21 protein-coding genes and 3 tRNA genes are annotated in these 20,837 nt (G+C 74.3%); 11 read left to right on the forward strand and 13 right to left on the reverse strand.

The window, feature by feature from the left end; translation table 11 throughout:
- Positions 1-34 precede the first annotated feature (34 nt).
- Both secE and ACPOLA_RS08560 read right to left on the reverse strand, forming a co-directional pair.
- Positions 35-313: a preprotein translocase subunit SecE gene (gene secE, locus ACPOLA_RS08555; RefSeq protein WP_435769995.1), complete on the reverse strand. Its 279-nt coding sequence runs from the start codon at positions 311-313 to the stop codon at positions 35-37.
- A 47-nt stretch (positions 314-360) separates the two neighbouring features.
- A tRNA-Trp gene (locus ACPOLA_RS08560) sits at positions 361-433 on the reverse strand.
- Positions 434-583: 150 nt separating this feature from the next.
- On the opposite strand from ACPOLA_RS08560, the gene ACPOLA_RS08565 reads away from it, so the two are divergent.
- Together ACPOLA_RS08565 and ACPOLA_RS08570 are read left to right on the forward strand one after the other, a co-directional pair.
- Complete coding sequence (locus tag ACPOLA_RS08565) at positions 584-1,603, forward strand: adenosine deaminase (protein ID WP_435769996.1); 1,020 nt, start codon at positions 584-586, stop codon at positions 1,601-1,603.
- Between the two features lie 69 nt (positions 1,604-1,672).
- Positions 1,673-2,152 carry a DUF4190 domain-containing protein gene (locus ACPOLA_RS08570; protein WP_435769997.1) on the forward strand — a complete coding sequence of 160 codons (480 nt, stop codon included), beginning with the start codon at positions 1,673-1,675 and terminating at the stop codon, positions 2,150-2,152.
- Between the two features lie 27 nt (positions 2,153-2,179).
- Here the strand turns inward: ACPOLA_RS08570 and ACPOLA_RS08575 are convergent, their stop codons facing one another.
- The 10 genes from ACPOLA_RS08575 to ACPOLA_RS08620 all read right to left on the reverse strand — a co-directional run bounded on the left by ACPOLA_RS08575 (position 2,180) and on the right by ACPOLA_RS08620 (position 8,217).
- Complete coding sequence (locus tag ACPOLA_RS08575) at positions 2,180-3,232, reverse strand: UDP-N-acetylmuramate dehydrogenase (protein ID WP_435769998.1); 1,053 nt, start codon at positions 3,230-3,232, stop codon at positions 2,180-2,182.
- Positions 3,225-3,629: a MaoC/PaaZ C-terminal domain-containing protein gene (locus ACPOLA_RS08580; protein WP_435769999.1), complete on the reverse strand. Its 405-nt coding sequence runs from the start codon at positions 3,627-3,629 to the stop codon at positions 3,225-3,227. Before ACPOLA_RS08580 ends, ACPOLA_RS08575 begins: the two co-directional genes overlap by 8 nt.
- Positions 3,626-4,024, reverse strand: a complete 399-nt coding sequence (locus ACPOLA_RS08585) for an FAS1-like dehydratase domain-containing protein (RefSeq protein WP_435770000.1) — start codon at positions 4,022-4,024, stop codon at positions 3,626-3,628. Before ACPOLA_RS08585 ends, ACPOLA_RS08580 begins: the two co-directional genes overlap by 4 nt.
- Before the next feature lie 113 nt (positions 4,025-4,137).
- Positions 4,138-4,308: a 50S ribosomal protein L33 gene (gene rpmG / locus ACPOLA_RS08590; protein WP_345455701.1), complete on the reverse strand. Its 171-nt coding sequence runs from the start codon at positions 4,306-4,308 to the stop codon at positions 4,138-4,140.
- Between the two features lie 50 nt (positions 4,309-4,358).
- A tRNA-Met gene (locus tag ACPOLA_RS08595) sits at positions 4,359-4,432 on the reverse strand.
- A 53-nt stretch (positions 4,433-4,485) separates the two neighbouring features.
- A tRNA-Thr gene (locus tag ACPOLA_RS08600) sits at positions 4,486-4,558 on the reverse strand.
- Between the two features lie 80 nt (positions 4,559-4,638).
- Positions 4,639-6,045, reverse strand: a complete 1,407-nt coding sequence (locus ACPOLA_RS08605) for an amidase (protein ID WP_435770001.1) — start codon at positions 6,043-6,045, stop codon at positions 4,639-4,641.
- 123 nt (positions 6,046-6,168) lie between these two features.
- On the reverse strand, positions 6,169-6,876 hold the full coding sequence (locus tag ACPOLA_RS08610; protein WP_435770002.1) for an LrgB family protein: 708 nt from the start codon (positions 6,874-6,876) through the stop codon (positions 6,169-6,171).
- Positions 6,873-7,268: a CidA/LrgA family protein gene (locus tag ACPOLA_RS08615; RefSeq protein WP_435770003.1), complete on the reverse strand. Its 396-nt coding sequence runs from the start codon at positions 7,266-7,268 to the stop codon at positions 6,873-6,875. Before ACPOLA_RS08615 ends, ACPOLA_RS08610 begins: the two co-directional genes overlap by 4 nt.
- Before the next feature lie 16 nt (positions 7,269-7,284).
- Positions 7,285-8,217 (reverse strand): pirin family protein, encoded by a 933-nt coding sequence (locus ACPOLA_RS08620; RefSeq protein WP_435770064.1) that lies wholly within the window; start codon positions 8,215-8,217, stop codon positions 7,285-7,287.
- 96 nt (positions 8,218-8,313) lie between these two features.
- Here ACPOLA_RS08620 and ACPOLA_RS08625 point away from each other — a divergent pair, with 96 nt between their 5' ends.
- The 7 genes from ACPOLA_RS08625 (at position 8,314) to ACPOLA_RS08655 (ending at position 17,293) form a co-directional block, all read left to right on the forward strand.
- On the forward strand, positions 8,314-9,429 hold the full coding sequence (locus ACPOLA_RS08625) for a glycosyltransferase (RefSeq protein WP_435770004.1): 1,116 nt from the start codon (positions 8,314-8,316) through the stop codon (positions 9,427-9,429).
- 419 nt (positions 9,430-9,848) lie between these two features.
- Positions 9,849-10,457 carry an RDD family protein gene (locus tag ACPOLA_RS08630; protein WP_435770005.1) on the forward strand — a complete coding sequence of 203 codons (609 nt, stop codon included), beginning with the start codon at positions 9,849-9,851 and terminating at the stop codon, positions 10,455-10,457.
- A gap of 80 nt (positions 10,458-10,537) precedes the next feature.
- Positions 10,538-11,005 carry a nitroreductase family deazaflavin-dependent oxidoreductase gene (locus ACPOLA_RS08635; RefSeq protein WP_435770006.1) on the forward strand — a complete coding sequence of 156 codons (468 nt, stop codon included), beginning with the start codon at positions 10,538-10,540 and terminating at the stop codon, positions 11,003-11,005.
- Positions 11,006-11,032: 27 nt separating this feature from the next.
- Positions 11,033-13,639: an AMP-binding protein gene (locus tag ACPOLA_RS08640; protein ID WP_435770007.1), complete on the forward strand. Its 2,607-nt coding sequence runs from the start codon at positions 11,033-11,035 to the stop codon at positions 13,637-13,639.
- A complete protein-coding gene (locus ACPOLA_RS08645; RefSeq protein ID WP_435770008.1) occupies positions 13,636-14,661 on the forward strand; it encodes an iron ABC transporter substrate-binding protein in 1,026 nt (341 codons plus the stop codon). Before ACPOLA_RS08640 ends, ACPOLA_RS08645 begins: the two co-directional genes overlap by 4 nt.
- Positions 14,662-14,708: 47 nt before the next feature.
- Positions 14,709-16,199, forward strand: coding sequence for an ABC transporter permease (locus tag ACPOLA_RS08650; RefSeq protein ID WP_435770009.1), 1,491 nt, complete (start codon positions 14,709-14,711; stop codon positions 16,197-16,199).
- Complete coding sequence (locus ACPOLA_RS08655; RefSeq protein WP_435770010.1) at positions 16,196-17,293, forward strand: ABC transporter ATP-binding protein; 1,098 nt, start codon at positions 16,196-16,198, stop codon at positions 17,291-17,293. The genes ACPOLA_RS08650 and ACPOLA_RS08655 overlap by 4 nt, the downstream gene beginning before the upstream one ends.
- 61 nt (positions 17,294-17,354) lie before the next feature.
- Here the strand turns inward: ACPOLA_RS08655 and ACPOLA_RS08660 are convergent, their stop codons facing one another.
- Positions 17,355-18,485, reverse strand: coding sequence for a helix-turn-helix transcriptional regulator (locus ACPOLA_RS08660; RefSeq protein ID WP_435770011.1), 1,131 nt, complete (start codon positions 18,483-18,485; stop codon positions 17,355-17,357).
- Positions 18,486-18,621: 136 nt separating this feature from the next.
- Here ACPOLA_RS08660 and ACPOLA_RS08665 point away from each other — a divergent pair, with 136 nt between their 5' ends.
- Positions 18,622-19,410, forward strand: a complete 789-nt coding sequence (locus ACPOLA_RS08665; protein WP_435770012.1) for a PIG-L deacetylase family protein — start codon at positions 18,622-18,624, stop codon at positions 19,408-19,410.
- Positions 19,407-20,777, forward strand: a complete 1,371-nt coding sequence (locus ACPOLA_RS08670; protein ID WP_435770013.1) for an FAD-binding oxidoreductase — start codon at positions 19,407-19,409, stop codon at positions 20,775-20,777. The genes ACPOLA_RS08665 and ACPOLA_RS08670 overlap by 4 nt, the downstream gene beginning before the upstream one ends.
- Positions 20,778-20,837 lie beyond the last annotated feature (60 nt).

Consider the following 20,837-nt stretch of genomic DNA (forward strand, 5'->3'; position numbering starts at 1 on the left):
GTAGTTGTCATCGACGACGCTGCCCGGGCCGGGCTCAGATGTCGTCGGCGCCGGTGAAGACCTCGAACGCGAGCTTGCCCAGACCGAGGTCCAGCAGCGACACGATCGCGATCATCACGAGCACGAAGGCCATGACCACGAAGAAGTAGGTCACCAGCTGCTCGCGCGAGGGGTAGACCACCTTGCGCAACTCGGCGACGACCTGGCGGTAGAAGGTCACCGGGCCGGTGCGGGGCTCGGGCTGCTGGCGCTTGCCGCCCGAGGAGTCCTTGCGGCCCTCGGGGACCGTCGGGGCGTCCGACACGCTGCTCACCCTTTCCTTCTGGCCGTCGGCGATCTGCCGGTTCTTCGTATGTCGTGCAGGGCACGAGGGACTTGAACCCCCAACCTTCGGTTTTGGAGACCGATGCTCTGCCAGTTGAGCTAGTGCCCTCCGATGGCGACTCCCGAGCGGGCGCGACCTGCCTGAGGGCGCGACCGAGCATGTGGAGGAACCACCAGTGGGCGAGTCTACGCACTCGGTCGCGACCCGACCAATCGGAGCCCCCGCGGGTCCCGCACACCGTCCCCCTACGATGACGGCGTGCGGGACCTCCACGCGCTCCCCAAGGCGCACCTCCACCTGCACTTCACCGGCTCCATGCGCCACGCCACCCTGCTCGAGCTCGCGGCCAGGGACGGCATCCCGCTCCCCGACGCGCTCGTGGAGGACTGGCCACCGCAGCTGACGGCGGCCGACGAGAAGGGCTGGTTCCGGTTCCAGCGCCTCTACGACGTGGCGCGCTCGGTCCTGCGCACCGAGGGCGACGTACGCCGCCTGGTGCTCGAGGCGGCCGAGGACGACGTCGCGGACGGCGGCCGGTGGCTGGAGATCCAGGTCGACCCGAGCGGCTACGGCGGCCGGTTCGGCGGCATCACGGCGTTCACCGACCTCGTGCTCGACGCCGTGCGCGACGCCTCGGAGCGCACGGGCCTCGGCATGGCGGTCGTGATCGCCGCCAACCGCACCCGGCACCCCCTCGACGCCCGGACGCTGGCCCGCCTCGCCGGCCAGTACGTCGACCGCGGCGTGGTGGGCTTCGGGCTGTCCAACGACGAGCGACGGGGCCGCACCGCGGACTTCGCCGCCGCGTTCGCGATCGCCGAGCGGGCCGGCCTGCTGCTGGTGCCGCACGGCGGCGAGCTCCGCGGGCCCGAGCACATCCGCACCTGCCTCGACGCGCTGCACGCCGACCGGCTGGGCCACGGCGTCCGTGCCGCCGAGGACCCCGAGCTGCTGAAGCGGATCGTCGACGCGGGCGTCGCCCTCGAGGTCTGCCCCGTCTCCAACGTGTCCCTGGGGGTCTACTCCGATCCCTACTCCGTGCCGCTCCCGACGCTGCTCGAGGCGGGCGCCACGGTCGCGCTCGGCGCCGACGACCCGCTGCTGTTCGGCTCCCGGCTGGCCGGCCAGTACGCCACCATGCGGGCCTCCCACGACCTCTCCGACGAGCAGCTGGCGGAGCTCGCGCGGATGTCGTTCCGGGCCAGCCGGGCGCCGCGGGAGCTGGTGCGGCGCGCGCTGGCCGAGATCGACGCCTGGCTGGCCTCGCCCGGCAGCTGACCGGCGGCCGGCCGGCGCGGTTCGCCGCTCGGCGGTTTCAGGTGGCGCCGGCGCTGGAAGGATGACGCCGTGAGCGACCAGCAGCCCCTCGTGCCCCCCGCACCGCCGACCGGCGACGACCGGCCCTTCGAGCCCTACGTCGCGCCGGCGTGGGGCGACCCCGCGGGCGAGGCGCCGGCGGGCATGCAGCCGGCTCCGCCGGCGCCGTACCAGGTCGCTCCGCAGTACCTCGTCAACCCGGGCGCCCCGACCCACCCGCTGGCGATCACCGCGCTGGTGCTCGGGATCGTCGGCATCGTGTCGGTGGTGCTCACCCCGCTCTTCGGGGTCACCCTGGTCGGCGGGCTCTGCTCGCCGTTCGCGATCTGGCTCGGAGCCTGGGCGCGCCGGCAGATCCGCGCCGACCCGCAGACCTACGGCGGCGAGGGGATCGCGACCGCCGGCTTCGTGACCGGCATCGTCGGACTCGGCCTCGGGCTGCTCGTCCTGCTCTTCGTGGTGGCGTTCGTGGCCCTGATCCTCGCCGTCTTCGCGGGAGCGGGCGCCTAGGCCCAGCGTGGTCAGCGTGGGGTGCGGTCAGGCGCCGGCGAGGCTGCAGCCGACCAGCACCGGCTCGTTGACGAGCTCGATCCCGAACCTGGCCCGCACCCCGTCGCGCACCTCGCGTGCCAGCGCCAGCAGCTCCTCGGTGGTCCCGCCGCCCCGGTTGGTGAGGGCGAGGGTGTGCTTGGTCGACAGCGAGACGCCGGCGCCCGGGCGCTCGAGCCCGTAGCCCTTGCCGAAGCCCGCCCGCTCGATGAGCCAGGCGGCGCTCGTCTTCACCGTTCCGTCCGGCTGCGGGTACGCCGGCGCCCCGTCGGGCAGCCGGGCCGGGTCGACGAACGGGTTGGTGAAGAAGGACCCGGCACTCCACGTGTCGCGGTCGTCGGCGTCGAGGACCATGCCCTTGCCACGCCGCAGGCCGAGGACCGCGTCGCGCACCTCCTGCAGCGGCGCCCGCCGGCCCTGCTCGACACCCAGTGTCCGCGCCAGCTCGGCGTAGGCGACCGGGGCCGACAGGGATCCGGGGTGGAAGTCGAAGCCGACGTCGAGGACGACGTGGCGCGCGGGGTCGGCCTTGAACCGGGAGTGCCGGTAGGAGAACCCGCACTCGGCGGCCGTGAAGGTCCGCTGTCCGCGGAGCACCCGGTCCCACACCCGCACGCGGGCGATCGTCTCCGCGACCTCCTGGCCGTAGGCCCCGACGTTCTGGATCGGGCTCGCACCGACGGTGCCGGGGATGCCGGACAGCGCCTCCACGCCGGTCCACCCCTCGGCCACCGCCCGCTCGACGAACCCGTCCCACGGCTCACCGGCGCCGACGGTCACCGACACGACGCCGCAGCCGTCGTCGGCGACCTCGACCCCGCCGCCGACGACATGGACGACGGTGCCCGCGAAGCCCTCGTCGGCCACCACGACGTTGCTGCCGCCGCCGAGCACGAGCACCGGCTCCCCGGCCGCGTCCGCCGCCGCGACGGCCGCGACCAGCTCGTCGGCGTCGCGCGCGGCGACGTACCGGCGGGCCGGGCCGCCGAGCCGCAGGGTGGTCAGCTCGGCCAGGCGGGGCGTGCGCGCCGGCTCAGGCACGGACCGTCGCCCTGGGGGCGCCGAGCACCTTGGTGCCCTCGCAGCTGACCTCGAGCCGCAGCGACAGCAGCCCGTCGGGCGTGCGCTCACCGACGGTGCCGCGGACCGTCACCTCGGCCGCTCCCTCGGCGGGTACGACGACCGGCTGGACGAACTTCGCGCCGAGCTCGACGACCTCGGCGCCGCCGGTCCACTCGGCGACCGCGCGGCCCACCAGCGCCAGGGTGTACATCCCGTGCGCGATGACGCCCGGCAGCCCGACCGCCCGGGCGACCGCCTCGTCCTGGTGGATCGGGTTGGGGTCGCCGCTCGCGGCGGCGTACGCGACGAGGTCCGCGCGGGTGATGGCGAAGGTGGCCGGGCCGAGCTCGGCTCCCGGCTCCAGCGTGCGGCTCATGCCGCGCCCCGGTGCACGAGGGTGGCGGTCGCGGTGCAGACCAGGGAGCCGGCCGCGTCGGTGATCTCGCTGGCGGTGCTCACGATGTCGTTGCCCCCGATGCTGCGGACGCCGGTGACGGTCAGGGTCGCGGTCAGCTCGTCGCCGACGACGACGGGGCGCTCGTAGCGGAACCGCTGGTCGCCGTGGACGATGCGGGACAGCTCGACCTGCTCGGCGGCGAGGAAGCCCTGCAGCGCCTGGAAGGTGACCACGATCGGGAAGGTCGGCGGCACGCCCGCCACGGGGCCCGCCGTCCCGACCGCGCCGGCGAAGGCGGTCACGGCCTCGTCGGTGACGCGGTAGGGCGCGGTGGGCGGGAACGTGCGGCCGGCGAGGCTGCAGTCGATCGGCACGGGGCCGAGCCTAACGAGCCGGAGACGACGTCGACCCGGCACCGCCCCTGCGGGCGGTCCGGGTCGACGAGGAGAAGCGTGCGCTCGCTGTGGGCGAGGCTGGTCCGCTCTGGTCAGCGGGTTTCGCGGTGCGCGGTGTGCTTGCGGCACCGCGGGCAGAACTTCGACAGCTCGATGCGGTCGGGGTCGTTGCGCCGGTTCTTCTTCGTGATGTAGTTGCGCTCCTTGCATTCCACGCACGCGAGCGTGATCTTGGGGCGAACATCGGAGCTCTTGCTGGCCACGGGAAGTCCTTCTTACGCGGGTCTGTGGGGTACTGCTTCGTCGTCTGGCGTAGCGGGGGCGGGACTCGAACCCGCGACACCACGATTATGAGCCGTGTGCTCTAACCACCTGAGCTACCCCGCCAGGGGGTCGGGGCACGCGGCACGCCGTCCGGCGGGCCAGGCCCTTGCTCCCAGAGCCCCTTTACGGAATCGAACCGTAGACCTACTCCTTACCATGGAGTCGCTCTGCCGACTGAGCTAAAGGGGCAACGCCGGAGAACGATACACGCGCCCGCGACGCAGGCGAAATCGAGGCTGCGCGGCGCCGATGACCCCGCTCGACCCGGCTCAGTCGCCCTGGATCCGGGGGAACGGGCGGGCCTCCTCGAGCTCGAAGGCGAGCTCGATGAGCAGCGCCTCCTGACCCGGCGCGGCGCCGAACATCATGCCCTGCGGGAGCCCCTCGGGGGTGGTCGCCAGCGGCAGCGACACCGCCGGCGCGCCGGTGACGTTCTGCCACGGCGTGAACGCCACCCAGTCCTGCAGGCGGTCGATGATCGTGTCGTAGTCGAGCGTGGGGTCGAGGTGGCCGACCCGCGGTGTGGCCATCGCGAGGGTCGGCGTGAGCGTGACGTCGTACTTCTCGTGGAAGAGCTCGGCCTGGCCGCCGGCCCGCTTGAGCCGGGCGATCGCGCCGGGGAGGCGGTGCAGGTTGCGGCGCGCGTGCCGCGCGAGCCCCTGGGTGAGGTTGTCGAGGTTGGCCCGCTTCCAGCTCCGGCCGTGCAGGACCCGGCCCGTCGTCACCATGGCCAGCCCCAGCGAGGCCCAGTAGAGGAGGAAGTCGTCGGCGAACGACGGCCCGACCGGCACGTCGGCCTCGGTCACGGTGTGACCGAGCTCCTCGAGCAGGTCGGCGGTCTGCTCGGTCAGGGCCCGGGTCGCCGGGTCGGCGCCGCGGCTGAGGCCGGAGGTGTTCAGGGCGACCCGGAGGCGTCGCCTGACCGGGCGGGTGAGGTCCCCCACGGGCGGCAGGTGCAGCGGACGGTGCACCCGCTCGGCCTCGCGGTAGAACGCGGCGGTGTCGCGCACGGTGCGGGTGAGGACGCCGTCGGAGACGATCCGGATCGGCATGTCCCGGAACTGCTTGTCCTGGGCGAGCCGCCCGCGGGTCGGCTTGAGACCCACCAGCCCGTTGACCGAGGCGGGGATCCGGATCGAGCCGCCGCCGTCGTTGGCGTGGGCGATGGGGACCGCTCCGGCGGCGACGAGGGCGCCCGACCCGGAGCTGGACGCGCCGGCGGTGTGGTCGGTGTCCCACGGCGTGCGCACGGCGCCGAGCCGCGGGTGCTCGGCGGAGGCGCTGAAGCCGTACTCCGAGAGCTGGCTCTTGCCGAGCGCGACGAGCCCGGTCGCGAGGTACATCTGCACGAAGTCGCCGTCCCTGCGGGCCGGTCGCGGATCCCAGGCGTCGGTGCCGGCCATCGTCGGCATGCCGGCGACGTCGACGTTGTCCTTGACCAGGGTGGGGACCCCCGACAGACCACCCGGCCTGGGTGCCCGCGCAAGCGCCCGGGCCCGGTCGTAGGCGGGGAAGGCCATCGCGTTCAGCTCACAGGCGACCTTCTCCACGCGCGCGATCGCGGCCTCGACCACTTCGGGCACGGTGACCTTGCCGGCGGCGATGTGCTCGGCCACCCCCACGGCGTCCAGGTCCCCGAGGGCGTCGTCGGTGAAGGAGTGCACGCGCAGCGTCATGACGCAGAAACTAGTGGCCGACCGCACCGCGGCGAAGCAACACCGATGAGCCCGGCCGCGTCCGGCCCTCGCAGCGCCGCGCCACAGGACGCGGCGGCATCGGTCCACTCCCGGCCGACCGGCTCAGAACAGGACGAGCGCGAGCAGCGGCAGCAGCAGGCTGATCGCGAGGGCGGACAGGCCCATCGACAGGCCCGCGAACGCACCCTCGGACTCGTCCTCGCGCAGCATCCGCGACGCGCCGATGCCGTGCGACACCGCCCCGACCGCCAGGCCCCGCGCGCGCCGGTCGCGGATGCGGAGCAGGTCGACCGCCACCGGGCCCGCGATCGCGCCGAGGATGCCGACCGTGATCGCGAACACCGCCGCGAGCGAGGGGATGCCGCCGAGGGCGTCGGTCACCGCGATCGCCACCGGCGTGGTCGCCGCCTTCGCCGCGACGGTCCGCTCAAGGGACTCGCCGGCGCCCAGCGCCCGGGCCAGGAGCACGGCGGAGGCGATCGAGACCACCGCCCCCACGACGACCGCGACGAGGAGCGGTACGACGAACCCGCGGAGCCGGTCGGCCTGCCGGTGGAGCGGGACGGCCAGGGCGACGGTGGCCGGACCCAGCCAGAACGCGATCAGCTCGGTGGCGTCGCGGTAGTCGGCGTAGTCGACGCCGAGCAGGGTGATCGCGGAGCCGGCGGCCACGATCGCCACGAGGACCGGCTGGGCCAGCGCGTGCCCGCCGGTGCGCCGCTGGAGCCAGCGCCCCAGCTGATAGCCGCCGAGCGTGAGGGCCAGGAGCGCGAGCGGCGAGCGGGCCAGCTCGAGGACGGTGGCGGTCATGCCGGGTCCGCCGGAGGCAGGCGGTCCGGCGGCAGGTCGTCACGGGGCCGGCCGAGCAGCCGCTCCAGGCCGACGGCGGACCAGCCCACGACGGCGATCCCGACAAGCCAGGAGCCGACGAGGGCCACCCCGAGCGACAGGGCGTCGTCGCGGATGGCCGCGGCGTAGACCACCACGCCCACGCCGGCCGGCACGAAGAACAGCTGCAGGTGCCGCAGCAGGGCGGAGCCGGCGCGCACCACCGGCCCGCTGTCGTCGTACCTGCGCAGGCGGAGGAGGACGAAGAGCAGCAGCATCCCGGCGACGGGCCCCGGCACCGGCACGTCGGCCAGCCGCACGACCAGCTCGCCGAGGAGCTGGAAGGCCACCAACCAGGTCAGCCCGGCGATCACCTCGTGGGCTCTGCGGTCACCGGCGCTCCCGGAGCCGGGCGTTGGGCAGCGCCGGGGCGGGGATCGGCCGCAGCGGCTGGTCCGGCACCACGCCGAACCGGCCGGGCTCGACGCGCCGGCCCTCCGGGACGACGCCCCCCGTCGTGGGGTCGGTGATCTGGGCCTGCCACTCGGCGCGGTAGCCGACGACCTCCTCGTGGGTGCGGCCCACGAAGTTCCACCACATCACGATCGGCTCACCGAACGGCGGCCCGCCGAGGAGGAGGACGCGGCAGCCCTCGTCACCGGCCGAGAGCGCGAGCTGCCGCTCCCCGGGCGGGACGTAGACGAGATCGGATGCCTTCGCGTCGAGCCCGCCGACCGACACCGAGCCGAGGTCGACCAGCACGCCGTGCTCGAACCCGCCGTCGACCGGCACGGGCAGGTCCGCGCCGGGGTCGAGCACCAGCTCCGCGCCGAGCAGCGGGGTGTGCGTGGTCACCGGCGAGCGGTCGCCGAGCAGGGAGCCGAGGAACACCCGGCCACGCCAGCCCGCTCCCCTGATCTCGTCGGGCGCGTGGTGCTCGAACCCGGGGTCGGTGTGCCGCGAGGCGTCGGGCAGCGCGACCCACAGCTGCGCGCCGTGCAGCACCGACGACGTCGTGGTCGACACCTCCGAGTGGCTGATCCCGCGACCGGCGGTCATCAGGTTGACCTCGCCCGGCCGCACCGTCGCGACGTTGCCGGCACTGTCGCGGTGCTCGATCTCGCCCTCGAAGAGCCAGCTCACCGTCTGCAGGCCGGTGTGGGGGTGCGGCGCCACCCGCATCCCGCCTCCGTCGCGGACCAGGTCCGGACCGTAGTGGTCGAGGAAGCACCAGGCCCCGATCAGGGAGCGGTGCCGTTGCGGCAGGGTGCGGCGCACCAGCATCGCTCGCGGCCCGCCGAGCGGCACCTCCCGCGCCGTCATCAGCTCCACGGCCGCCTCCTGCCCATGCCCTCATCTTCCCGCGCCCGTCAACCGCCCGTCGGCGCGCGTTCACGAGTCCGAGCGACGGTCGCCGGTGTGCGGATCGCCCAGCTCGCCAACTTCGTCGGCGCCACGACCGGTGGGATGCGGACCGCCCTCGCCGAGCTGGGGCGAGGGTACGCCGCCGCGGGGGCGGCGCGGCTGCTGGTGATCCCCGGACCGGTCGACGCCGTGTCGCAGACCGGCGCGGGCGACGTCGTACAGCTGCGGGCGCCGCGGGTCGGCGGCGGCTACCCGCTGATCGTGGAGCCCTGGCGGGTGACCGAGGTGCTCGAGCGGTTCGCGCCGACGAGCATCGAGTGGAGCGACAAGCTCACGCTGCTGCCCGTGGCGTGGTGGGGCCGGCACAACGGGGTGCGCAGCGTGCTGCTGTCGCACGAGCGGCTCGGCGACATGTTCGCCATGCGCACCGGCCTCGTGGCAACGTCGAAGGTCTCGATCGGCCTCCTCAACCGAGTCCTGGTGCGCAGCTTCGACGCCGTCGTGGTGACCTCCCGCTACGCCGGCGGGGAGTTCGCGACGGCGGCCGAGACCGCCGGCTGCCCGGTGCTGCGGGTGCCGCTGGGGGTCAACCTCGGTGCCTTCCGGCCGGCGGTGCCCGCCCCCGCGGCGGGACCGGTACTGCGCCTGGTGCACGCCGGGCGGCTGTCGCGGGAGAAGTCGCCCCACCTGGCGGTGGCGACCGCGGTCGAGCTGCACCGCCGCGGCGTACCCCTCCACCTCGACGTGTACGGCGACGGGCCGCACCGGGCCGAGCTCGAGGCGCTGGCCGCCGGAGCGCCCGTCGCGTTCCACGGATACGTCGGCGGACGGGCGCTGCTCCGAGAGCGCCTGGCCGCGGCCGACGTCGCGCTCTCGGTCTGCCCCGGCGAGACGTTCGGGCTGGCGGTGCTGGAGGCGCTGGCGTGCGGCACGCCGGTGGTCACGGCCGACCGGGGTGGCGCGCGGGAGCTGGTCGACCCGCTGTGCGGGGCCTGGGGTGCCCCCGAGCCCGGGGCCCTGGCCGACGCCGTACTGCGCCTGGCCGCCCGTCCCGCGGCCGCCCGCCGCCGGGCCGCCCGCCGCCGCGCCGAGCTGTTCCCGTGGTCGGCGACCGTCGAGCGGATGCTGGCCGTGCACGGTGGGGAGCAGGTGGGGGCGCTGAGTGCGTAGCGGGTCGGCGCTCAGGTGGCCGGTCAGGTAGCCGGTCAGGTGGCCGGTCAGGTAGCCGGTCATGTAGCCGGTCAGGTAGCCGGTCATGTAACTCGGTGTTCGGACGTCCACCACGGTGGAGGTGCATCCACCACGGAGTCAGGACCGGTCACAGCACCGTGGTAGTGGCACGAACACCGAGTTACATGTCTCCCGCCCCACCCCCCGGGCCCGGCCATCCAGCCCACCTCGCTGGACCGCACGGCACCCAGCGCCTCGACCCGGAGCACGACGACCGACGGCCGCAGCGTGGCGGCGGGTTGAACGCCCCCGCAACGGGGCAAGAACGCCGCAACGCCTCCCTGGAGGCGCGGTGGGCACTAGATTGCTGCCACTCGACCGGCGCGGTTCGGCGCGCCACAGACCCAAGGAGAACCCCCATGTCGTACAACCAGCCGCCGCCCCCGCCGCCGGGTGGTCCGGGTGGCCCCGGTGGCCCGAGCAGCCCGCCGCCGCAGGGCGGCTACGGCGCCCCGCAGTTCGGCGCCCCCGCCGGCGGCGCACGTCCCGGTGAGCTGCTCAACCGGTTCCTGGCCCGCCTGATCGACTTCGTCATCCTCGGCGTCGTCTTCGGGATCATCTTCTCGGTGCTCTCGGCGATCATCTACACCGGGTTCACGACCAGCTTCTTCGAGTACTTCCTCGTCTACACCCTGTCCTTCGTGCTCCAGGCGGTCGGCTACGTGGCCTACTTCGCGCTGCTGGAGTCGAGCCGCGGCCAGACGGTCGGCAAGATGGTGCTCAAGCTGCGCACGGTCGGCCCCGACGGGGTCAGCAACCCGACCCTCCAGGAGGCCGTCAAGCGCAACGCCTTCGCCGGCCTCGGCATCCTCGGGATCATCCCGTTCCTGGGTTGGTTCTTCCTCGGGTGGGCCGCGCCCATCGGCGCCGCCATCTTCATCGCCATCACGCTCAACAGCGACCAGCCCAACCACCAGGGCTGGCACGACAAGTTCGCCGGTGGCACCCGGGTCCTCCAGGTCGGCTGACCCGAGCCACCCGCCAGGGGCGTCCTCCGACCGGAGGGCGCCCCTTCGTCGTACCCGGGACCGGGGCCTAGCCTTCAGCCATGGGCCTGTTGACACCGATCGCGGTCAAGCTCGGATCGCGTCCCTGGATGCCGAAGCTGCTGCCCCAGATCACCTGGGCCGACACCACCCTCCAGCGCGTCACCCGGGGCAGGGTCACGCTGCTCGACATCGCCGGGCTGCCCAACCTGATGCTCACCGTGCGCGGGCGCAAGTCGGGCGTGCCGCGGTCCACGCCGCTGCTCTGCGTGCCCTGGAAGGGTGGCTGGCTCATCGCCGGGTCCTACTTCGGCGCACCCAAGGCACCGGTCTGGGCGGCCAACCTCCGGGCGGCGGAGACGGTGGAGGTCCGCTACAACGGCCGCCACCACACCTGCTCGTGGCGCGAGCTGACCGGCGAGGAGAAGCAGCGGGCCTGGAGCCACATGCTGGTGATCTGGCCCAACTACCAGAAGTACACCGAGTGGACCGACCGCGAGATCCCAGTATTCCTGCTGAATCCCCAGTAAGGCGAGGCTTGCTTTAGTCTTCGCCCCATGGGGGGCGGCGCCGAGAGGACACGTTTCGCGGCAGACCCCGCGCCGCCGTACGACGGCGGGCGGGTCTGCTTCGCGAGCGACCTCGCGCGCCACGGCACGCGGCACGCGCTGCGCACCGCCACCGGCGCGGTCAGCCACGCCGAGCTGGCCGAGCTGGTCGGCATCGCCCGGCTCGGCCTCGACGCCCTCGGCGGCCGCCAGCTCGTGCGGCTCCGCCCCGCCCCCACCGTCGACTTCGTCGTCGCCTGGCTGGCCGCCCTCTCGGGCGGTCACGCCACGCTGCTCACCCACGACGACGGACTGGCCCGGGCCTACGCCGCCTCCGCCGAGCACGACGGCGGCGCCTGGCGGCCGACCGGGCAGTGCGCGCCCGAGCTCCATCCGGACCTCCGGCTGCTGCTGAGCACCTCCGGGTCCACCGGCTCCCCCAAGCTGGTGCGCCTGTCGGCAGCCAACCTGGAGTCCAACGCGACCGCCATCGCCGGCTACCTCGGCCTCACCGCCGACGACTGCGCGCTGACCACGCTGCCCCTCGACTACTGCTACGGCCTCTCGGTGCTGCACAGCCACCTCGCGGCGGGCGCCTCGCTGCTGCTCGACGACCGCTCGGTCACCGACCCCGCGCTGTGGGCCGCGGCGCGCGCCGCCGGCGTCACGTCGTTCGCCGGCGTCCCCTACACCTTCGACCTCCTCGGAGCAGCCGGCTGGCCGGAGCTGCCCACCCTTCGCCAGGTCACCCAGGCCGGGGGCCGGATGGCGCCCGAGCGGGTCCGTGAGCTGGCCCTCCGCGGCCGCGACGAGGGCTGGGACCTCGTGGTGATGTACGGCCAGACCGAGGCGACCGCGCGGATGGCCTGGCTCCCGCCGCACCTCGCGGCCAGCCACCCGGCGACCGTGGGGCTGGCCATCCCGGGAGGCGAGCTCCGGCTCGACCCGGTGGCAGGGGCCGAGCCCGGGGTCGGCGAGCTCGTCTACCGCGGGCCCAACGTGATGATGGGGTACGCCGCCGGCCCCGACGACCTGGCCCGCGGACCGGAGCTCGACGAGCTCCGCACCGGCGACCTCGCCCGCTTCACGCCCGAGGGGCTGGTGCAGGTGGTCGGCCGCCGCTCCCGGTTCGCGAAGCTGTTCGGCCAGCGGATCGACCTCGACCGGGTGCAGACGCTGCTCGCCCTCGGCGGCCACGACGTCGCGTGCGCGGAGGCCGCCGACGGCACCCAGCTGGTCGTCGCGGTGCCCGGGGACCCGGACGCGCTCCTCCTCGACGAGGTCGCCTGCGCGACCACCGCCGGCACCGGGCTGCCGGCGCACGCGGTGCGCGTCGTACCCGCGACGGACCTGCCACGGCTGCCCAACGGCAAGGTCGACCAGCAGGCCGTCGCCCGGCTGCGGCCGCGGCCGGTCGTCGCGGACGCCTCGGCGACCAGCACGATCAGTGCGCTCTACGCACGGGTCCTCGGCCGTGACCGGGTCTCCCCGGACGACTCCTTCCTCGGGCTCGGCGGCGACTCACTGTCCTACGTCGAGCTCTCCCTGCGCCTGGAGCGGCGGCTGGGCCGGCTGCCCGGCGACTGGCCGCGGCGCACGGTGGCCGACCTCGCCGAGCTCGTCGAGACGACCCTGCTCAACGAGGGCCCCCGGCGGCGCGGCTGGCTGCGGCTCGACACCACGATCGTGCTCCGCGCGCTGGCGATCGTGATGATCGTCGGCTCCCACTCCAACGTGTGGGTGCTGCTCGGCGGCGCCCACGTCCTGCTCGGCGTCGCCGGCGCCAACTTCGCGCGCTTCCACCTCTCCGACGAGGACGCCCGCGACCGCCTGGGCCGCGTCCTCCGCGCCGCGGCCCGGGTCGCCGTGCCGTCGGTCCTGTGGATCGGGACGGTCGCGCTGGTGACCGGCGACTACGGGTGGCGCACGGTGCTCCTCCTCAACGACGTGCTCGGCGGCAAGGACTGGTCGGAGCCGGCCTGGCACTACTGGTTCGTCGAGGTGCTGCTCATCCTCGCGCTGGGGGCCGGCCTGCTCGCCTCCGTCCCGCGGGTGATGGCGATCGAGCGGCGCCACCGGTTCGCCCTGGCCGCCGGCATCACCGCCGTGGCGCTCGTCCCGCGCCACGGGGCCACGCTGTCGTCGTACGACGGCGACGTGATGCACTCCTCCCTCTTCGTCGCCTGGCTCTTCGCCGGCGGCTGGGCCGCGGCCGTCGCGCGTACGACGCCGCAGCGGCTCCTCGTCTCGGCACTGCTGCTCGCCGGCACCTGGGGCCTCACCGGCGACCTGGCGCGCGAGGCCGCCATCGGCGCGGGGCTGCTGCTGCTGGTCTGGGTGCGCACGGTGCCGTGGCCGCGGCTGCTCGTGGGCGTGACCGGCACCCTGGCCAGCGCCTCGCTCTACATCTACCTGACGCACTGGCAGGTGTACCCGCACCTCGAGGACCGGTGGCCGGTCCTCGGCCTGGTGGCCTCCCTCGCCGTCGGCGTCCTCGCCTGGCACCTGGTCGGCCGGCTGCTGGCCGGGACCCCCCTGCTCGACCGACCGCGTTCCCCTTACCCGTCCGACCATCTCGACCGACCCGACCTACTCGACCGACAGGAATCCCGATGATCGTCCGCCCCGCTGGCCGGCTCCCTCGTCTCGCCCTCGGCGTCGCCGCCGTGACGCTGCTCGCCCCGCTGCTCGCCTCGTGCGGCGAGGACGAGCCGAAGCTGGTGATCTACAACGCCCAGCACGAGCCGCTGCTCGAGGAGCTCGCGCCGGCGTTCACCGACGAGACCGGGATCGAGGTCGAGCTGCGCCACGGCAAGGACCTGGAGATGTCCAACCAGCTGGTGCAGGAGGGCGAGGCGTCGAAGGCCGACGTGTTCCTCACCGAGAACTCCCCGGCCATGTCCCAGGTCGAGGCCGCGGGCCTCTTCGAGGAGCTCCCGGCTGACCTGGTCGCGCCGATCCCCGAGCTCTACCGGCCGCAGAGCGGCCTGTGGACGGGCTTCGTCGCGCGGTCGACGGTGCTGGTCTACAACACCGACCTGATCGAGGAGTCGGAGCTGCCCGACTCGATCCTCGACCTGGCGGAGCCGGAGTGGGAGGGCCGGATCTCGTTCTCACCGACCGGCGCCGACTTCCAGGCCATCGTCGCCGCCGTGCTCGAACTGGAGGGCGAGGCGGCCACGAAGCGGTGGCTGGAGGGCATCAAGGCCAACGGCACCGTCTACGACGGCAACAACGTCGTGCTCGAGGCGGTCGACTCCGGCGAGTCCGAGGTCGGCATCGTCTACCACTACTACTGGGAGCGCGACCGCAAGGAGAACGGCGACGTCAGCGACAACAGCCAGCAGCACTACTTCACCGACCAGGACCCCGGCGCGTTCGTGAGCGTCTCGGGCGCCGGCATCCTCAAGTCGAGCGACATGAAGGAGGAGGCCCGCCGGTTCGTCGAGTTCCTCGTCAACGAGAGCGGGCAGCAGATCCTCGCCGACAGCTACGCCCTGGAGTACCCGCTGAACCCGGAGGTCGAGCTGGAGGGCGTGACCAAGCCGTTCTCCGAGCTGGAGCCGCCGCAGGTCAACGTGTCCGACCTCGACGCCGAGGCCGTGGTCGACCTGATGACCGAGGTGGGCTTCCTCTGAGCCCTCCGACGGGCCGGGTGACCGGGGGCGCCTCGCCTGTCCTGCTGGTGACGGGACTGGCGGTGGCCGCGCTCACCCTGGTGCCGCTCGGCTACGTGCTCTGGACGACGGCCGAGCTCGGCGCCCGGGAGGCCTCGGAGTTCCTCTGGCGGCCGCGGATCGGCGAGCTGCTGTGGAACACCGTGCGGCTGCTCGTCGTGGGCAGCCTCGCCAGCGTGGTGACCGGCGTGGCGGGCGCCTGGGTGGTCGAGCGCACCGACGTGCCCGCGCGCGGCTGGTGGCACGGACTGCTGTGCGCGCCGCTCGCCGTACCCGCCTTCGTCAACGGCTACGGCTGGGTGTCGACCACGCACGCCGTCCAGTCCTTCTGGGGCGCGGTCATGGTGGTCACGCTGTCCTACTTCCCGCTCGTCTACCTCCCGACGGTGGCGGCCCTCCGGCGGCTGGACCCGTCGGTCGAGGAGGTCGCCACGGCGCTGGGGCACGGGAGCGGCGGGGTGTTCTGGCGGGTCACGCTGCCGGCGATCAGCCCGGCCGTGCTGGGCGGGGCGCTGCTGGTGGGCCTCCACCTGCTGGCGGAGTACGGCGCCCTCCAGCTGCTCAACTACCCGACCCTGACCACGGCGATCCTGCAGCAGTACCAGACGGTGTTCAACGGCCCCGAGGCCACGCTGCTCGCCCTGGTGCTGGTGGTGTTCTGCCTGCTCCTCCTCGGCCTGGAGACCCTCGCCCGCGGCCGCCGCCGGCGAGCGCGGGTCGGTTCGGGAGCGGCCCGCAAGCCGGTGCGGCACGCGCTGGGCCGCGGCCGGCCCGCGGTGGCGCTGGCCCTCGCCAGCCTGGTGGCGTGGGCGCTCGCCGTACCGCTCTACGCGCTGGTCCGCTGGCTGGTGCGCGGCACCTCCACCTCGCTGGAGCTGGGCGAGCTGGCGGCGGCGACCACGACGACGCTCGGCCTGGCCGTGAGCGGCGGTCTCGTCACCACGGTCGTCGCCGTGCCGGTGGTCTGGCTGGCGGTGCGGCACCGGGGCGCGCTCACCACCGCGATCGAGCGGAGCGTCTACACCGCCAGCGCGATGCCGGGCATCGTGATCGGGCTGGCCATGGTGACCGTCTCCATCCGGCTGGTGCCCGAGCTCTACCAGACGGTGGTCGTGCTGGTCGCCGGCTACGTCATCCTCTTCGTCCCGCGAGCGGTGGTGAGCGTCCGCTCGGCCTTCGAGCTGGTGCCGCCGGTGCTCGAGGACGTCGCCCGCAACCTCGGCTGCTCCGGCCTCGCCGTGGCGCGCCGGGTGACCCTGCCACTGGTCGTGCCCGGGCTCTTCGCGGCGGCCGCGCTGGTCGCCCTCGCCGTCTCCACCGAGCTCACCGCCACGCTCCTGCTCGCGCCGACCGGCACGACGACGCTGGCGACCCAGTTCTGGTCGGACGCGTCCGCCATCGCCTACGGTGCCGCGGCGCCGTACGCGCTGGCGCTCGTCCTGCTCTCGATCCCGTCGACCTGGCTGCTCGGCCGGCTCAGCCTGAGGAGCGGCTCATGACGTCCGCGCTGGAGATCCGTGGCCTGGAGGCGGGGTACGCCGGCACGCGCGTGCTCCGCGGGCTCGACCTGATGATCCAGGACGGGGTGACCGCCATCCTCGGCCCGTCGGGGTGCGGCAAGACCACGCTGCTGCGCGCGATCGCCGGGTTCGTCCGGCCCACCGCCGGCCGGGTGTCGGTGGCCGGCGTGGAGGTGGTGTCCGACCGCCGCGTCGTGCCGGCCCGGCAGCGCGGGCTCGGCTACGTGCCGCAGGACGGCGCCCTGTTCCCGCACCTGACCGTCGAGGCCAACGTCGGGTTCGGGCTGCCGCGCGGACGCCGCCGCGACGCGGCGCGGGTCGCCGCTGCCCTCCGCCTCGTCGAGCTGCCCGCCGAGCTCGCGCAGCGCTACCCCCACGAGCTCTCCGGGGGCCAGCAGCAGCGGGTGGCGCTCGCCCGGGCGCTGGCTCCCCAGCCGCGCCTGGTGCTCCTCGACGAGCCGTTCTCCTCGCTGGACGCCTCCCTGCGCGAGGAGACCGGCCGCGCCGTCGTACGCGCGCTGCGGGCGGCCGGCGCCGCCGCCGTGCTGGTCACCCACGACCAGGGCGAGGCGCTGTCCCTCGCCGACCAGGTCGCGGTGATGATGGGCGGTGCCTTCCTGCAGGTCGCCAGCCCGGCCGAGGTCTACCTCGCGCCCGCCGAGCCGCGGGTGGCCGCGTTCCTGGGCCATGCCGCGCTGGTGGCGGGGACCGTCCCGGCCGACGCGGGCCCCGGCGGGTCGGTGACCTGCGCCCTGGGCGCGCTGCCGCTGCGGACCCCGACGGCGCCGGGCCCGGTGCAGGTGGCGATCCGCGCCGAGCAGGTGCAGATCTCCCCGGTCGAGGGACCGGTTGAGGGACCGGACGAGGGACCGGTCGAGGGGCCGGGCGACAGGCTGCACGCGGCGACCGGCGCGGTCCTCGACGTCAGCTTCTACGGGCACGACGCCACCATCCGCGTCGCGCTGGACTCCGGCGAGCGGGTCTCCGCCCGTACTCCCGCCGACAGCGTGCCGCGGACCGGCGACCGGGTGCGGGTCGGCGTCGTCGGCGACGTCGTGGCCTTCCCCGCCTGACCCGCGCCCCAACAGTTCTTGTCGCCCGTAAGGGCGTTCTTCGACGAAATCCGTTGGGGCGTCAGCCGAACCAGCCCGAGGGACCGAGCTCCGCACCCATCCGCGGCACGTACTGGTCGAAGTAGACGCGGGAGATGAGCTCGCGGCGGGACCGGACGTCGGCCTTGTCGAAGACCGACTTGAGGTGGTCCTGGACGGTGTAGGCGGAGAGGTGGAGGGTGGCCGCGATCTCCTTGGTGTCCACGCCCTGCAGCACCAGCTGGGTGACGTCGCGCTCCCGCGGCGTCAGGCCGAAGGCGGCGACCACGAGCGCCACGATCTCGGGCGGACGAGCCTCCTCGATGGTAATCACCACCTCGCCCTCCCGGTCGCCCGCCGACGACAGCGGACCGGCGTGGAGCACCAGCCACAGGCCGCTGGCGGTGCGCAGCCGGCAGCGCGGAGGTACGTCGGTCTCGCCGCGGCCGTAGCGCCGCGCGGCGCCGATCAGTGCGGCGACGGGAGCCAGCGGGTCGCCGTACGCCGGGCTGGTGGCGAGGTCGGCGAGCCGCTCCTCCGCACCGCGGCTCAGCTGCACGATCTGGTTGTCCCGGCCCACGATGACCACCGCCGGGCCGGACACCACGGGCCCGGGGCCGGTGACGTCGGCGAGCCGGGTCAGCATGCCGGTCCGCACGCCGTGGGCGAACGGGACGGAGAGGCCGGCGAGGAAGTCGACCTCGCCCTCGTCGAACGGCCGGTCGTCGTTGCCGCGGAAGAGGGCCATCGCCCCCCAGACCTGGCTGCCGTCGCGGAAGGCCAGCCGGGCCTCGTCGCCGAAGTCGAAGAGCGGCTTCATGAAGGTGGCCATCCGCCCGGAGCGCTCGACCTCCCCGCGGTGGACCAGGTGCACGCCGGCCGCCGGCACCTCGGCCTTCGCCAGCTCGGTGAACGCGGTGGCCTCGACCGTGCCGTACTCCAGGAGCCCGAACTCGTGGTCGTGGCTGTCGAGGTCGCGCAGGGCGCCGTACTTGCGGGCGCTGGTGAGCATGTGCGTGCTGGGGTCGTGGGTGCCGACACAGGCGCTCACCCACGGCACCGCGCGGGCGACCGAGGCCACCGCCTCCTCGAGGAACGTGTCGAGGTCCAGGCCGGCGCGGGCGACGACGTCGACGTCCTGGCGCACTCTCTCGGCGGTCAGTCCTCGGGCCATGGAAGCAGTGTGGAGCACGACCAGGGGTGCTCGTATCCCACTTTTCTGGGTTTTGTCCCTCCCAGATCCACCGGCCGCGGATCACCCATGCCGCGGGGATGGTCGCGACGGGTCCGCGGGTCCGAGGCTTGGCGGCATGCCCAGCACCCACGCCCCGCGGCTCCCGGACCCGGCCCCACGTCTCCTGGTCGTCGTCGCCCACCCCGACGACGAGGCCTTCGGCTGCGGCTCGGTGCTCGCCCACGCGGCGGCGAACGGGCTCCGGACCACGGTCGTCTGCGCCACCCGCGGCGAGCGCGGGGAGCCTGCGCCCGGCTCGGGGCTGACCCCCGCCGACCTGCCTCGCGTGCGTGAGGCCGAGCTGCGCGCGGCGTGTGCGCTGCTCGGCGTCGAGCGGGTGGAGCTCCTCGACCACCTCGACTCCGGGGTGGCCGGCCCGCCCAGCGCGGGCTCGCTGGCCGCCGCCGACCCCGCCCTGCTGCGCGACCAGGTCGCCGCCTTCGTCGACGACGTCCGGCCCGACGTGGTTGTGACCCTCGACGCCAGCGACGGCCACCGCGACCACGCCGCGGTCCGCGACGCCACCGCCGCCGCGCTGGAGGTCGTCGCGCACCGGCCCGCGGCGACGTACCTGTTCTGCCTCGCCCGTTCGCTGATGCAGGCGTTCACCGGCGAGGAAACGCTCGGCACCCCGGACGCGGGGATCACCACCGTGGTCGACGTCGCCGAGCACCTGGACCTCCGCTGGCGTGCGATCCGCACGCACGCATCCCAGGTCCCTCCCTTCGACGCGATGGACCCGGAACTCGGGCGCGGGTTCCTCGCCGTCGACCGGCTGCTGCGCATCGACCCGCCCTGGCGCGGCGGGCCGGTCGAGGACAGCTGGATCCCTTCCACCCCCACCGAACGAGAGGCTGCCTCATGACCACCACGCCCGACCTGACCGCCCTGGCCGAGCTCCGCTCCGCCTGCGAGATCCACCTCCCCACCGACCCCGGGTACGACGCCGCCCGCACGCCCTGGAACGTCGCCGTCGACCAGCGGCCGGCCGCGGTCGCGGTGCCCCGCACCGTCGCCGAGGTGCAGGCCGTGGTCCGCGCCGCTGCCGCCGCCGGGCTCCGGGTCGCGCCGCAGAGCACCGGCCACGGCGCCGCCGCGCTGGCGGAGCGGTCGCTAGAGCACGTCGTACTCCTGCGGCTCTCGGAGCTCACCGGGGTGAGTGTCGACCCGGCGACCGGAACGGCGCGGGTCGTCGGCGGCACGCTCTGGGGCGACGTCGTCCGCGCGGCGGCCGCCCACGGCCGCACCGCGCTGCACGGCTCGGCGCCCGACGTCGCCGTCGCCGGCTACGTGCTGGGCGGCGGGCTCTCCTTCTACGGCCGCCAGCACGGCGTTGCCGCCAACTCCGTGCGCGCCGTCGAGATCGTCACGGCCGACGGCTCCCTGGTCCGGGCCAGCGCCCACGAGAACCCCGACCTGTTCTGGGCCGTCCGGGGCGGTGGCGGCAACCTCGGCGTCGTCGTCGCGATCGAGATCGGCCTGCTCCCCTACGCCGACGTCTTCGCCGGGATGCTGCTCTGGGACCGCGAGCGGGCGCCGGAGGTGGTCCGTGCCTGGGTCGAGTGGACGAGGAGCGCCCCGGAGTCGGCCACCACCTCACTGCGGGTGATGAGCTTCCCGCCGCTGCCGGACCTGCCCCCGTTCCTGTCCGGGCGGGACGTCGTGGTCATCGACGGCGCCGTGCTGGAGGCCGACGACCGGGCCGCCGAGATCCTGGCGCCCCTGCGCGCGCTCTCGCCCGAGCTGGACACGTTCGGCCGGATCCCCGCCGCCGGGCTACTCGACGTGCACATGGATCCGCCGGGCCCGGCGCCCGCCGTCGGTGACCACAGCGTGCTCAGCGGGCTCGACGACCGCGGCGTCGACGCCTTCCTGGCTCAGGTCGGCCCCGGCACCGCCACCGGCCTGACGTTCGCGGAGCTGCGCCACCTCGGCGGCGCGCTCACCAGGCCGGTCGCGGGCGGCGGCGCCATCTCCTCGGTCGCGGGTGACTACGCCCTGCTGTGCGTCGCGATGGCACCGACGCCACAGGCGGCGGTCGCCGGCAAGGCCGCGGCCTTCGCCGTCGTACGGGCGATGTCGGCCTGGTCGCGCGTCGGCCTGGTGCCGACCTTCGCCGAGACCAGGGTCGACGCCTCCCGGTTCTACGACGGCGACGACTGGGCGGCGCTGTGCCGGATCCGGGACGCGGTCGACCCCGGTCGGTTGTTCACGGCCAACCACCCGCTCTGACGGTCTGGGTCGGCCGCACGCCCCAACAGATCTTGTCGTCCGCGCCCGCGATCATCGACA

Origin of the sequence: Nocardioides proteolyticus, assembly GCF_051280635.3 — a bacterium.
Lineage (GTDB): Bacteria > Actinomycetota > Actinomycetes > Propionibacteriales > Nocardioidaceae > Nocardioides.

What these genes read in the sequence shown, in the direction of transcription:
- ACPOLA_RS08580 (WP_435769999.1), bottom strand. Translation starts at nt 3,629, where the DNA reads ATGAGCCGCACGCTGGAGCCGGGAGCCGAGCTCGGCCCGGCCACCTTC.
- ACPOLA_RS08605 (WP_435770001.1), bottom strand. Translation starts at nt 6,045, where the DNA reads ATGACGCTGCGCGTGCACTCCTTCACCGACGACGCCCTCGGGGACCTG.
- ACPOLA_RS08610 (WP_435770002.1), bottom strand. Translation starts at nt 6,876, where the DNA reads ATGACCGCCACCGTCCTCGAGCTGGCCCGCTCGCCGCTCGCGCTCCTG.
- ACPOLA_RS08620 (WP_435770064.1), bottom strand. Translation starts at nt 8,217, where the DNA reads ATGACGGCGCGGGAGGTGCCGCTCGGCGGGCCGCGAGCGATGCTGGTG.
- ACPOLA_RS08630 (WP_435770005.1), top strand. Translation starts at nt 9,849, where the DNA reads ATGTCGTACAACCAGCCGCCGCCCCCGCCGCCGGGTGGTCCGGGTGGC.
- ACPOLA_RS08635 (WP_435770006.1), top strand. Translation starts at nt 10,538, where the DNA reads ATGGGCCTGTTGACACCGATCGCGGTCAAGCTCGGATCGCGTCCCTGG.
- ACPOLA_RS08640 (WP_435770007.1), top strand. Translation starts at nt 11,033, where the DNA reads ATGGGGGGCGGCGCCGAGAGGACACGTTTCGCGGCAGACCCCGCGCCG.
- ACPOLA_RS08645 (WP_435770008.1), top strand. Translation starts at nt 13,636, where the DNA reads ATGATCGTCCGCCCCGCTGGCCGGCTCCCTCGTCTCGCCCTCGGCGTC.
- ACPOLA_RS08655 (WP_435770010.1), top strand. Translation starts at nt 16,196, where the DNA reads ATGACGTCCGCGCTGGAGATCCGTGGCCTGGAGGCGGGGTACGCCGGC.
- ACPOLA_RS08660 (WP_435770011.1), bottom strand. Translation starts at nt 18,485, where the DNA reads ATGGCCCGAGGACTGACCGCCGAGAGAGTGCGCCAGGACGTCGACGTC.
- ACPOLA_RS08665 (WP_435770012.1), top strand. Translation starts at nt 18,622, where the DNA reads ATGCCCAGCACCCACGCCCCGCGGCTCCCGGACCCGGCCCCACGTCTC.
- ACPOLA_RS08670 (WP_435770013.1), top strand. Translation starts at nt 19,407, where the DNA reads ATGACCACCACGCCCGACCTGACCGCCCTGGCCGAGCTCCGCTCCGCC.